Source organism: Mannheimia massilioguelmaensis (assembly GCF_000940515.1).
GTDB lineage: Bacteria > Pseudomonadota > Gammaproteobacteria > Enterobacterales > Pasteurellaceae > Basfia > Basfia bettyae.
Genome location: NZ_CDQL01000007.1, coordinates 270,113 through 283,566 on the forward strand (window position 1 = coordinate 270,113; position 13,454 = coordinate 283,566).

General features: G+C 36.0%; 12 protein-coding genes. 6 read left to right on the forward strand and 6 right to left on the reverse strand.

The annotated features are described in order from the left end of the window. Positions 1-3 precede the first annotated feature (3 nt). The 5 genes from lolB to BN1226_RS07895 form a co-directional block, all read right to left on the reverse strand. Positions 4-636: a lipoprotein insertase outer membrane protein LolB gene (gene lolB, locus BN1226_RS07875; RefSeq protein ID WP_005760544.1), complete on the reverse strand. Its 633-nt coding sequence runs from the start codon at positions 634-636 to the stop codon at positions 4-6. A 150-nt stretch (positions 637-786) separates the two neighbouring features. Continuing rightward, positions 787-2,046 (reverse strand): multifunctional CCA addition/repair protein, encoded by a 1,260-nt coding sequence (locus BN1226_RS07880; RefSeq protein ID WP_044470720.1) that lies wholly within the window; start codon positions 2,044-2,046, stop codon positions 787-789. A gap of 57 nt (positions 2,047-2,103) precedes the next feature. Continuing rightward, entirely contained in the window at positions 2,104-2,715 is a 612-nt protein-coding gene (locus tag BN1226_RS07885; RefSeq protein ID WP_005760522.1) for a TIGR04211 family SH3 domain-containing protein, read from the reverse strand. A 123-nt stretch (positions 2,716-2,838) separates the two neighbouring features. Beyond that, entirely contained in the window at positions 2,839-4,101 is a 1,263-nt protein-coding gene (locus BN1226_RS07890) for an inorganic phosphate transporter (protein WP_044470721.1), read from the reverse strand. 24 nt (positions 4,102-4,125) lie between these two features. Then, positions 4,126-4,806 (reverse strand): TIGR00153 family protein, encoded by a 681-nt coding sequence (locus tag BN1226_RS07895; RefSeq protein WP_044470722.1) that lies wholly within the window; start codon positions 4,804-4,806, stop codon positions 4,126-4,128. Between the two features lie 166 nt (positions 4,807-4,972). Here BN1226_RS07895 and BN1226_RS07900 point away from each other — a divergent pair, with 166 nt between their 5' ends. Continuing rightward, positions 4,973-6,025 carry a CYTH domain-containing protein gene (locus BN1226_RS07900; RefSeq protein WP_044470723.1) on the forward strand — a complete coding sequence of 351 codons (1,053 nt, stop codon included), beginning with the start codon at positions 4,973-4,975 and terminating at the stop codon, positions 6,023-6,025. Positions 6,026-6,033: 8 nt separating this feature from the next. Then, positions 6,034-7,419, forward strand: a complete 1,386-nt coding sequence (gene radA / locus BN1226_RS07905) for a DNA repair protein RadA (RefSeq protein ID WP_044470724.1) — start codon at positions 6,034-6,036, stop codon at positions 7,417-7,419. Between the two features lie 55 nt (positions 7,420-7,474). On the opposite strand, the gene BN1226_RS07910 is transcribed toward radA, so the two are convergent. Further along, positions 7,475-7,810 carry a hypothetical protein gene (locus BN1226_RS07910; protein ID WP_044470725.1) on the reverse strand — a complete coding sequence of 112 codons (336 nt, stop codon included), beginning with the start codon at positions 7,808-7,810 and terminating at the stop codon, positions 7,475-7,477. Positions 7,811-8,038: 228 nt separating this feature from the next. Between BN1226_RS07910 and lrp the strand changes: the two genes are divergently transcribed. The 4 genes from lrp (at position 8,039) to BN1226_RS07930 (ending at position 13,429) form a co-directional block, all read left to right on the forward strand. After that, positions 8,039-8,518 carry a leucine-responsive transcriptional regulator Lrp gene (gene lrp / locus BN1226_RS07915; RefSeq protein WP_005760661.1) on the forward strand — a complete coding sequence of 160 codons (480 nt, stop codon included), beginning with the start codon at positions 8,039-8,041 and terminating at the stop codon, positions 8,516-8,518. A gap of 9 nt (positions 8,519-8,527) precedes the next feature. Then, positions 8,528-11,353 (forward strand): DNA translocase FtsK, encoded by a 2,826-nt coding sequence (locus BN1226_RS07920; protein ID WP_044470726.1) that lies wholly within the window; start codon positions 8,528-8,530, stop codon positions 11,351-11,353. Positions 11,354-11,382: 29 nt separating this feature from the next. After that, a complete protein-coding gene (gene lolA, locus BN1226_RS07925) occupies positions 11,383-12,006 on the forward strand; it encodes an outer membrane lipoprotein periplasmic chaperone LolA (RefSeq protein WP_005760530.1) in 624 nt (207 codons plus the stop codon). A gap of 82 nt (positions 12,007-12,088) precedes the next feature. Beyond that, entirely contained in the window at positions 12,089-13,429 is a 1,341-nt protein-coding gene (locus tag BN1226_RS07930; RefSeq protein ID WP_044470727.1) for a replication-associated recombination protein A, read from the forward strand. Positions 13,430-13,454: the final 25 nt, after the last annotated feature.

Here is a 13,454-nt window from a genome sequence, read left to right on the forward strand (position 1 = left end):
TGATTAGAATTTCCAATTATCTACGCGAATTTTTAAAGTTTGGTTGTCATTTTTAAGCAAGATATCTTTAGGTAATGCTGGTGTCTGATCTGCGTGATAATTTAAATAATCCGCAGTCCAAAGGGTTCCATCAACAGGATAAGTAAAACTTGCTAAATAATGGTTTTCACCTACTTGGTAATTGGCTTTTTCATCGGGTTGTCCTTTTAACCAGTAAGCAAATTGTTCGAGGGGAACATCCATTCCTACAATTTCACGTACTAACATTTTCGCATCAGCCTCAGAACGTTGATGACCTTTATTATCAGAAATTGTCATTCCAGTTTTGTGCATTTGCATTAATAAACTACTAGAACTCACAGTGGAATAGAGTTTTAAGGTGTAATTGGTGGCACTATTATAATTCCATTCAAAACGGCTAGAAAAACGTTCTTTATTGCTAATATAACCAATTTGACCTTGGTTACTATAATGTTGGATCTGTTTAATTTGTTTTAGGTGTTGTTGCCATTGTGCATCTGATTTATCAATAGTTTTGACATCAGTTGGGCGTGTATCACGAATATCAAGTGATGAGCACGCACTTAAAAATGTACTAACAAAGAGAACAGTAAGAAAAGATTTTAAGTTTTTCATATCAATGAGATGGGTTTTTAACTCATCAGTTTAAATGGATTATTGGGATTAGATTGTTCATCTTTAAAAACAAGGATATTGTACGAATTTATACAGAATTAGTAAAGCACTGTTGTTAAAGTGCGGTTAGTTTTGTAAAAATTTTGCAAATTAAGAAGGAACAAATTGTGCTAGAATTTCTGCTTTTTTAGCTTTGATTGCTAATGTTCTACGTCTGTTTAATTCCTCTCTGATCCCTTGTTTTTCAAAACCATCATCAATAACTTGTTGAACCTTCACCATTAATGCTGCTTGATAAAGTGCCCAAATGTAATCTTGTTGAGGATAAGTTTGCTGCTCAAAGCCTGTTCTACCACGTGTATCAGCAATACAGACTAGTATTAATTCTTGGAATCGTTGTGGTTTACGCCAAATATCTAATCGATTAAATAACTTCATTACTGTTGTTGGCTTCAATTCAAAAATTTTGTGAATATGAGAGTGGTATTCGCAACAGAATTCAGCCAGTTCTTTATAATAAGTCGGAACTTTTAAACGATTACATAAATTTCTTGTCGGCAGAATACCTCTTTGTTCGTGCTGATAATGGTGAGGCAAAATATCTTTAGGCGTTAATGCTTTACCTAAATCATGACAAATTGCAGCAAAGCGTACCGCAGTTTTATTAAAATGAGAATTTTCTGTGAGTTGTACAGCCTGCTGCAATACTAACATCGTATGTACAAAACTATCTATTTCTGGATGATATTGTGCGGGATTAGGTATGCCAGACAAGGCATCTATTTCAGGCAATAAAAAAGCTAATGCCCCGACTTTACGTAAGGTTTCAAAATAGACTTCAGGATTTTTTTCACTTAATGCCTTTTCGGTTTCGAGCCAAACACGTTCAGTGGTAAGGTGTTGTAATTCACCCGCTTGAGTAATTTGCAGCATTAATTCAAAGGTTTCATTTGCAATGCTAAAACCTAATTGATGATAACGAGCAGCAAATCTTGCGACACGTAACACTCGTAGAGGATCTTCAGCAAAAGCAGGGGAGATATGACGTAAAGTGCGGTTGTTTAAATCAGAAATTCCACCATAAGGATCATAAAGTTTACCAGTGTTATCTTGAGCGATAGCATTGATAGTAAGATCACGACGAATAAGATCTTGCTCTAAGGTAATGTCAGGAGAAAAATCACAAATAAAGCCTGTATAACCTGCACCTGATTTTCTTTCTGTACGAGCAAGAGCATATTCTTCTTTTGTGTGCGGATTGAGAAAAACAGGAAAGTCTCTACCCACTTGCTGATAGCCTTTAGCAATAAGTTGCTCTGGTGTTGAGCCTACAACAACCCAATCTCGATCTTTGACGGGAAGATTGAGAAGTTGATCACGGATAGCACCACCGACGAGGTAGATTTGCATATTCAATACACCTGTTCTATGACATAAAAAGGCGGATTTAATCCACCTTTTTATTTATTATGCCCAGCCGCTGTTACGACGACGTTTAGGTAAAATGAGTGGAATAATTAAGCCAAGTAATAAACCCACACCTAATACAGAACCACCGTAAATAAACCATTGAATTGCAATTTCGCGTTTGCCAGCATCCAGCATTGCCTCTAAATCACGATTTTTATTTTTAGTTATTTCTAATTCACGTTTAAGCTGTGAATTTTCTTCTAATAATTGGCTACTTTTTTGATCGGCATCTTTAGCACGACGTTGCATTTCTGTTGTTCGTTGTTGCCAGTCTGTATCTAAACGATTTAGTTTAGTGGTTAATTCTTGTACCTGTGCTTTTAAACGAGGGGTTTCTTCTTTGCTACTTGGCGTATTGGTTAATTCTGAATTTAAAATCCATGCTTCACGATTTTTTCCATCTCTAATCAAGGTATATTTTTCTTTGCGATCTAATACCGTAACGGCTTCACCAGCTTGAATGGCACCTGCAATTTTGAAATTATCACCCGCACCTTTACGTAAATAAGTATTTAAGTTTTCTGTTACATACTGTGTTTCAGCATGAACAACTTGGATGGATAATCCAAGAATTGTGCTTGAAAGGATGATATTAATAAATTTTTGCATAATTGAAACCTTGAATGTCATTGAAAAATAATTATTTTATGTAACAAAATATTATAAATAAAACTATTCTGAGATAACCATAAAGTGCGGGATAATTACCGCACTTTTTATTATATTTGATAGCTATCTAAAAATTGCATCTAAACAATAGTATATGATAATTGCAAAGAATGCTCCGGCAGGCAAGGTAACTACCCAAGAAACAACGATATTGCGAATAACATTTAGGTTTAGAGCGGCGATACCTCGTGCAAATCCAATACCTAAAACAGCACCGACTAATGTTTGAGTTGTTGATATTGGCAGACCTGTACCTGATGCTACCACAACAGTTGCTGCTGTGGCAAATTGTGCGGCAAACCCACGGCTAGGTGTTAAATCGGTGATACCTGTACCAATAGTAGCCATCACTTTATAACCCATTACAATCAAGCCCAATGCTATACCTGCGGCTCCTAGAGGCAGAACCCACCATGCATTAGGTGCAACAGCAGAAATATTACCACCATTTTCGATAATCGTAACCACTGAGGCTAGAGGACCAATTGCATTTGCTACGTCATTTGAACCATGAGCAAATGCCATAGCACAAGCTGTCATTAACATTAAAATGCTAAATATATGTTCTACACCACCAAAAGCACCCTTGCGCACTTTGTTAATAAAGTTTTTACTGCGAAAATAGAAATGGCTGATAATGCCTGAGATGATGCTTAAAGTTAAGGAAATGGCGAGAGTTTGTTGTAAGGTTAAGTTTAATCCAACGTGTTTTAACCCTTTAGATACAGTCACAATTGCTACAATAAATACAGTTAATCCCATAAAATAAGGACCATATTTTTGTGCGTTACGTAATGGAGATTCTGTATCAAAGATCAGTTTTTGAGTAATGTAGAAGATGAGATAGGCAAGAATACCTGCGATAAAAGGGGTAATAAACCAACTTCCTACAATACCTGTAATTGCTCCCCATTTTACAGCACCACCACCTGCGGTAATGCAAGCAAAACCAATAATAGCACCCACGATAGAATGGGTGGTTGATACTGGCCACCCCCAACGAGAGGCAATAAGTAACCAACAACCAGAAGCAAACAGAGAAGCCATCATGCCGAATACTAATGTGTCTGGTTCAGTGATAAAGTCAGTTGGATTAATAATTCCACTTTTTATCGTTTCAGTTACTTCTCCACCAGCAAGATAAGCACCAGAAGCTTCGAAAATTAAAGCAATAATAATTGCTTGTTTAGCTGTAATTGTCCCTGAGCCAACAGATGTTCCCATTGCATTTGAAACATCGTTAGCTCCCACTCCAAAAGCCATAAAAAAGGCGAAAACAGCAGTAATTACGATAAGTATTGTGCCGTAATTTTGTAATAATTCCATAGTCAATTCCCTATGTTATAGTTATTATGAACGAGCAAGCATCAACTCAATACGGGAGCCTACTCGTTGGGCTTGGTCAGCCAAGACGCCAATCCATTCAAAAATTTTATATAAGGACATCACATCAATTGGATTATATTGCCCTTCAATTTGGCGTAGCATTAAACGTAATTTTATTTGTATTTGATCTGTATCGTCCTCAATTTGATCTAATTCAGTAATCATATTATTTACTAAGATTAATTCACGCCCTTTAAATCCAGTTTCTAACAGAGAATCCATTTCTTCAATAACTCTATGAGCTTGAACTGTTGCATCTAAGCTACGGCAAACAAATTTCATAAACTCAGTTTGTAATGTTGGCGGAATAGTAAATTGACGACCAATTAGTCGTCCTGCAATATCCTTTGCATAGTTTGCTAATTTGTCTTGTTGCGTGACTAATTCAAGTAGATCACGACGATCAATTGGTAAAAATAGACCACGGGGAAGTTTCAAACGAATTTCACGTTTTATTGCATCAGCTTGACGTTCTGTTTCTGAAATTTGTAAACGAATTTGTTCTGCTAGTTTCCAATCGCTTTCAAAAACAGCTTCAACAAATGGCACTAATAGGCTACAAGCTTCCGTGACTTTATCTGAATGTCGTTGTAGAGGTTTTAAAGGCGAATGTGCAAATAATCCTAAGATATTGTTTATTGCCATAAATTAACTCCGAAAAAAATCAGTTGTTGATTAAAATTTTCAGCATATTACCCTATGTTAGGTAAAAATTCACGGTTTAAATTGAAAAAGATTTATAATCTGTTAAGAATATATGCTAAGTTAATCAATACAATAGATTAACAAATTGATAATCAAGGATTTTTATATGAGTAATGAAATAGAACTTAAATTGGCAGTGAATCAGCAATTTGCAGAAGTTTTTGCTCAAGAAATTACTAATTTTCATATCATTGAGCATAAAAAAGTTTTTTTAGGTAATTGCTATTATGATAGTTCCGATTGTTACTTTGCTCAGCGAAAAATGGGATTACGTGTTCGTACTGAAGATGATAAATTTACCATGACTTTAAAAACTGATGGTAAAGTCACTGGGGGATTACATATTCGTCCTGAGTACAATATTGAATTAGACTCAATGCAGCCAGATTTAACGAAATTGTCAGTATGTTGTGAAGAATTATTTGATTTACCTAAAGATCTTCAAGTACAACCCATTTTTAGTACGGATTTTGAACGACAATTTTGGTTAGTAGAATGCGGACATAATTCAGAAGTGGAGATTGCCTTAGATCTAGGCGAAATTAAAGCGGGTAAAAAGATTGAAGCAATTTCGGAAGTTGAATTTGAGCTTAAACATGGTGATATTTCAGAATTATTAACTTTGGTAAGTGGTTTAAGCTTAACTGATGGTATTCGCTTAAGTTCAGCAAGTAAAGCTAAACGTGGTTATCAATTAGCCAAACCATCTTCTATTAAGCTTGTTAATTGGTTGGAACAATGGCGTGATATTTTAAAATTAGAAGCTTCGGGTATGTCTGCAACAAATGAGTTAGCCATGTTATTTACCCATGAGCAACAATTAATTGAAGAAACCGTAGCACTTAGACCTGAATATTTTGCTTTAGATTTTATTAAAACCGTAGAACGTATCGGTTCATTTTTTAATTTATATCATCATTATGCTGAACAGACTTCATTATTTAATCATTTAATAAATGAAAAAGCGAATATCGATGAATCAATCCTTGCTGAACTTGCCGAAAGTAATACTTATCTTTATGAGCAAATTCGTAATTTAATTCGTTTTCATAGCGAAACCAAAGATAATTTACAAGCTATGCAAAAGCTCCATGCTTTACTGCATAGAGGCGAATATGTACGTCGTATGATTAATTTAATTCGTTTAACTCTTGATTAGGATAGTCCATGGCTAAAGCTCCCAAAACTGCTTATGTATGTAATGACTGTGGTGCAGAATATTCCCGTTGGCAAGGTCAATGTTCCGCTTGTAAAGCTTGGAATACTATTAGTGAAATTCGTTTAGTCTCTGCGAAACAAGCCCCAAACCGTAACGATCGGTTTAGCGGTTATGCAGGTGAAACTCAAGCTAAAATTCAGACCCTAGCAGAAATTAGTTTGCAGGAAACACCTCGTTTTTCTAGTGGTTTTAAAGAATTAGATCGTGTACTTGGTGGAGGTATTGTTCCTGGTAGTGCGATTCTTATTGGTGGTCACCCTGGGGCAGGTAAAAGTACCTTATTGTTACAAGTCATGTGTGGTTTAGCAAAAAATATGACCGCACTTTATGTGACAGGGGAAGAATCATTACAACAGGTTGCGATGCGTGCAAATCGTTTAGGACTTCCTACCGATCAACTTAAAATGTTGTCAGAAACTTCTGTGGAGCAAATTTGTCATTTAGCGGATCAACTTAAACCACAAATTATTGTTATTGATTCTATTCAAGTGATGCATCTTGCGGATATCCAATCTTCACCTGGTAGTGTTGCACAAGTACGAGAATGTGCCTCTTTTTTGACTCGTTATGCGAAAACTCGCCAAACAGCCATCATCATGGTGGGACATGTGACTAAAGATGGTACTTTAGCTGGTCCTAAAGTGTTAGAGCATGCTATTGATTGTTCCTTATTATTAGAAGGTGAGTCAGATTCTCGCTTCCGAACCTTACGCAGTCATAAAAATCGTTTTGGTGCTGTCAATGAACTTGGGGTATTTGGCATGACTGAACAAGGCTTGCGGGAAGTGAAAAATCCTTCAGCAATCTTTTTAAGTCGAGGTGAAGAACAAACCCCTGGTAGTTCTGTGATGGTGCTCTGGGAAGGAACTCGACCATTATTAGTAGAGATTCAGGCTTTAGTGGATCATTCAATGCTAGCGAATCCTCGTCGTGTTGCCGTCGGTTTAGAACAAAATCGTTTAGCTTTATTGCTCGCCGTTTTACACCGCCATGGTGGTTTACAAATGTCAGATCAAGATGTATTTGTGAATGTAGTTGGTGGGGTGAAAGTGACAGAAACCAGTGCAGATTTAGCCTTATTATTAGCTTTGATCTCTAGCTTTCGTAATCGTGCTTTACCGCAAGATCTGGTGGTTTTTGGTGAAGTTGGATTAGCGGGGGAAATTCGACCTGTACCAAGTGGTCAGGAACGAATTTCTGAGGCAGCAAAACATGGTTTTAAACGAGCTATTGTTCCTTATGGGAATAAGCCAAAAAGTGCGGTAGAAAATATGAAAGTTTTTACCGTAAAAAAATTATCAGATGCATTGGATATTTTAGATAGTTTGGATTAGTCATAATAAAAATCAATGTGCGGTGAAATTTTTAAAAATCTTACCGCACTTTTGATTAGATACATCCACCACAGCTACCACAACGCCAATCAGCTTTATTGACAGCTTGATAGAATAGACGCATATTTTCTTCTTCAATGGGAATATTATTCTCAATAAAGACATCAGTTAACCAATCGATATTTGCTAAAATCCAATCATCTTCAGCTAATCCTTCCAAATAGAGTTCATCTTCAGGATCGATAAAATTATAGATCCCTCTTGTTCCCATATCTTTTTCTGCTCGTTCTTGAGGAAGATTAATTGGTTGATTGTTAAAATTAATCAGCCAATGCCCTAAACATAATGTATTGCCATTAGTAGACCATTGTGCTGTAAAAGGGTTACTCATGATTTTTAATCTGTCCTAATTGTTAAAAAATTGTAAGTAATAATACGCTTTCCCTAAAAAACTAATATACAAAAAACAGGTGATTTTTAGAGATAAGTTTGAGAATTATAAGAAATATAGAAAATTATCATTGTTTATCGGGCGGTTAAGCGTAAAAAAACATATAACTGACTAAAAAATAGTGTAAAATTAAATTAATCTTCTATTTCTACAATGATGGTGAATTTTATGGATAAAAAATTGCCTAAAGGCTTTGATGCTATTGATATTAAAATCCTTAACGAACTCCAACGTAATGGCAAAATTTCTAATATTGACTTGTCTAAAAAAGTTGGATTATCTCCAACACCTTGTTTAGAGCGTGTTAAACGGCTTGAAAAACAGGGCGTAATTATGGGCTATAAAGCATTATTAAACCCTGAACTCTTAAATTCTCCATTATTGGTTATTGTTGAAATTACCCTTGTTCGTGGTAAACCAGACGTTTTTGAAGAATTTAATGCTGCGGTACAGGCTCTTGAGGAAATTCAAGAATGTCACCTTGTCTCTGGAGACTTTGATTATTTGCTCAAAACTCGTGTAGCGGATATGGCGGAATATCGTAAATTATTAGGAACCACCTTATTGCGTTTACCTGGAGTAAATGACACCCGTACTTATGTAGTAATGGAAGAAGTAAAACAAACTAATTTTTTACAATTAAAATAATAAATAGACATGATAAAAAAATTTTCAGTTGGCTTTACGCCAAAACATTATCTTGTGGAAATCTTGTTTGGATTGACCGCACTTTTAGGCTTTTATCTTATTATTGCCTGGTCAAGTTATAGTCCTATTGATAGTACTTGGTCTGTTTCAAGTTATCAAACTGAAATTATTAATAAGGCTGGTAAGTTTGGCGCCTGGATGGTGGATCTTTTCTTTGTCTTTTTTGGTTATGTTGGGCATTTATTACCTTTTCTACTATTAATTGCACCTATTTATTTTATTCGTACTAAACGTGTTGATAGTTTGACTTGGACTCGATTTAGTTTACGTATGTTTGGTTTTATCGTATTAATTTGTGGGCTCACTGCATTAGCTTCATTAAGTTTAAATAATACCAGTTATCATCTTGCAGGTGGCGTTTTAGGCGCAACTATAGTGAAAGCTTTTTATCCTTTATTGGGAAAATTCGGGCTACTTTGTTTTGCTTTCGTATTTTCTGTGATTGGATTTATTTTCTGTTCAGGGGCTTCATTAATTCGTTTACTAGTGCGTTTCTACAATTGGTTAACCGAAAAGAATGAAGAAAAACAACCCGAGATAGTTGAAAATGAAAATATTGAAGAATGGATTGAAACGGAGATTGATGAAGAGCGAGCCATGATACATGCTCAGCAAGAATTGCAACCGCATGTCAATAATCTTGATGAAAAACCATCCTCAATAAATATTGTCGGGCTTTCATCTCATCAAAATGTTTTAATGCTTCCTGAAGATCAGCTTAAACCTGAGAGTTTTGGGCAATATGCAGTAGATGAAAATAATGATTTACCTGAGGTAAGAATTTCTCCTTTAGAACAAGATAATATGATGCCTCAGGATTATCAATCTCCTGAGTTTTTAGATCCAGCTCGCAGTTCGGTAGTTTTATCTGAAGAAGAATTATCTGAAAATGAAAATTTTGCTCAAGTACATATTCCTGAAGTTAGTTTGACACCAGTCCGTCCTTTATCACCTATAGGCGAGGGAACGGCAGAGAAGTATTCTACAATATCAAATATTTCAGAAATTGACACTTCAACTGGATTTGATACCAGTGAGCTTGCTACACAGTTTGCTCAACAAGAAGCAGAACGTGAACGTATTCGTTTAGAAAAAGCTCAAGTTTTAGGTGTCACAGATATTCCAGAACCTTTAATTAATGAGCTTGCTAATCCAACAGTGAGTTTACAACCTCAATTAGACTTGTCCCCAGAACCTGAAGTAGAAAATAATAATGGTTTACGTACATTACCTATTGATAAAGTAATGGAGCTTTTTGGTAATAATAAGACAGTAGTAAAACCAACAACTGAGTTGCCAAGTTTAGACTTGTTAGATTATCGAGCTACACGTGTCCAAGAAGCCACTGAACAAGAAATCCAAGAAACTTCACAACGCATTGAACAGCAACTTCGTAATTTTAATGTGAAAGCTGTGGTTAAAGATGTATTGGTTGGCCCTGTTGTCACCCGTTATGAACTAGAATTACAACCTGGTGTAAAAGCATCGAAAGTAACTAGTATTGATACAGACTTAGCTCGTGCATTAATGTTTAAATCTATTCGTGTGGCAGAAACTATTCCAGGTAAGCCTTATATCGGTATTGAAACGCCAAACGCTCTTCGTCAAATTGTATCATTACGTGAAGTGTTGGATAGTGATGAGTTCCGTTATACTAAAGCACTATTGCCGATGGCATTAGGTAAGGATATTAGTGGTAAACCTATTATTATTGATTTAGCTAAAACCCCTCATTTATTAGTTGCGGGTTCCACGGGTTCAGGTAAATCGGTAGGGATTAATACCATGATTCTTAGCTTATTGTATAAGGTAAAACCTGAACAAGTAAAATTTATTATGATTGATCCTAAAGTGGTGGAATTGTCGGTTTATAATGATATTCCTCATTTGTTAACGGAAGTCGTGACGGATATGAAAAAAGCGGCGAATGCTCTGCGTTGGTGTGTAGATGAAATGGAACGTCGCTATCAATTATTAGCAAAATTACGTGTGCGTAATATTGAAGGCTTTAATGAACGCCTAGATGAATATCGAGCCGAAAACCTTGTGGTGCCAGATCCTTTATGGAGACCTGGTGATTCAATGGATGCTACTGCACCTATATTAGAAAAATTGAGTTATATTGTTTTAATTGTAGATGAGTTCGCTGACTTAATGATGGTTGCGGGTAAACAAATTGAAGAATTAATAGCTCGTTTAACGCAAAAAGCACGAGCAGTGGGCATTCACGTGATTTTAGCAACACAACGTCCTTCTGTAGATGTGATTACAGGGTTGATCAAGTCAAACATTCCAAGTCGTATTGCGTTCACTGTTGTGCAACGTAATGACTCTCGTACCATCTTAGATCAAAATGGTGCTGAAGCCTTATTAGGTCGTGGAGATATGTTATATTTAGGTAACGGAACCACAGATTTAATTCGTGTTCATGGCGCTTATATGTCAGATGATGAAGTTGTTCGAGTCGCAGATGATTGGCGTGCTCGAGGTAAACCGAACTATATTTCAGCAATTCTTGAAAGTTCTGATGAAGATTCTGTTGATGATGAGTTAGGTGGAGATGGAAATCCTGATGAATTAGATGATTTATTTGATGAAGTGGTGGAGTTTGTTAGCCGTACTGGTACAACATCAACCTCATCAATTCAACGTCGTTTCCGTGTTGGATTTAATCGTGCAGCGCGTATTATGGATCAGCTTGAAGAGCAAGGTATTGTATCGGAAATGCGAAATGGTAAACGTGAAATTTTGGTTCGTAATAATCAAGAATATTAATTTCACTTTTGAAAAGAAAAGGAAAGTAAATGAAAAAATTTATGCTAAAAATGACCGCACTTTTAGCGGTTTCATGCAGTTCTCTAGTTTGGGCTGATGCAACAAATGAATTACAACAGCGTTTAGCTCAAGTCAATTACTTTAGTGCCGATTTTACTCAGAATGTCAGTTCTGCAAATGGGAAAAATGTTCAAAACGGAAGTGGTAAATTACAGATTAAACGTCCTAATTTATTTCGCATGGATAATAAAGCACCGCAAGAAACTCAGATTATTTCTGATGGCAAAACATTATGGTTTTATGATCCTTTCGTAGATCAAGTAACCGCAAATTGGGTGAAAGATGCGGTAAATAATACTCCCTTTGTATTATTAACTAGTGATGATAAAGCTAACTGGAATCAATATACAGTTCAACAAAATGCGGATACTTTCGTATTAAAACCAAAAGCGAAAAACAGCAATATCAAACAATTTGATATTCGGATTGATAGTAATGGTGTGTTAAAAGGTTTTAGTACTATTGAAAAAGATGGTCAATCAAATCTTTATATCTTACGTAATATTACAAATAATCCATTAGCAGATAGTTTATTCCAATTCTCAGTGCCTAAAGGTGCAGAATTTGATGATCAACGTAAAAAGAAAAAATGATTAAGTTATACTAAACTAAAGGTGGGCAAGTAGGCCCACCATTTTTTTAACTATTTAAATTTGCTTACTTCAGGTAATGTATATGTCTAATTTTAGTTTCGATTTTACAGAAAATGATTTTAAACCCCTTGCTGCCAGAATGCGTCCGACCAATTTAGATGAATACTGTGGTCAGCAACATTTACTTGGTGTTGGTAAACCTTTACGTAAAGCGATTGAGGCAGGGCATGCTCATTCGATGATTTTCTGGGGGCCTCCAGGCACAGGGAAAACCACGTTAGCTGAAATTATTGCTCATCGAATCAATGCTGAAGTAGAACGTATTTCTGCGGTAACTAGCGGAATTAAAGAAATTCGAGAAGCTATTGAGCGAGCCAAACAAAATCGTTTAGCCGATCGGCGCACTATTTTATTTGTAGATGAAGTTCATCGTTTTAATAAAAGTCAGCAAGATGCTTTTTTACCACATATTGAAGATGGTACGATTATTTTTATTGGTGCAACTACAGAAAACCCGTCTTTTGAATTAAATAGTGCGTTGCTCTCCCGTGCTCGAGTTTATATTTTAAAATCATTAACAACAGAAGATGTTGTTCAGGTTTTAAAACAAGCTTTAAATAATAAAGAACATGGATTAGGCAATCAAAAACTGAATTTAGAAGAGGGAATTCTCGAAGTTTTGGCAGATTATGTGCATGGCGATGCTCGTTTATCATTAAACTGCCTAGAATTAATGGTCGATATGGCTGATGAAACAGAAAATGGTAAAAAAATCGACCGCACTTTATTAACTGAAGTTCTTGGAGAACGGCAAGCACGTTTTGATAAGCAAGGCGATCGCTTCTATGATCTCATTTCGGCAGTACATAAATCTATTCGAGGTTCAGCACCTGATGCAGCTTTATATTGGTATGCACGGATTATTACTGCTGGCGGTGATCCTTTGTATGTAGCACGCCGTTTATTAGCGATTGCCTCTGAAGATGTGGGCAATGCTGATCCTCGAGCAATGCAAGTCGCTATTGCTGCTTGGGATTGTTTTACTCGTGTTGGGGCGGCTGAGGGGGAACGAGCAATTGCACAAGCTATTGTGTATTTAGCGGTTGCCCCCAAAAGTAACGCCGTATATCGAGCGTTTAATCAAGCCAAACAACTTGCAAAAGAGAGTGCTGATTTTGATGTGCCACTTCATTTACGTAATGCACCAACCAATTTAATGAAAAATTTAGGTTATGGCACAGAATATCGTTATGCTCATGATGAACCAAATGCTTATGCCGCGGGAGAAAATTATTTTCCTATTGAGCTGAAAGATACTATCTTATATGAACCTACTGATCGTGGAATGGAAATAAAAATTAAAGAAAAATTAGATTGGTTAAAAGCACAAAATAAGCATAGTAATAAGCAACGTTATAAATAGTTTCTAAAGAGAATTATAAGCACTT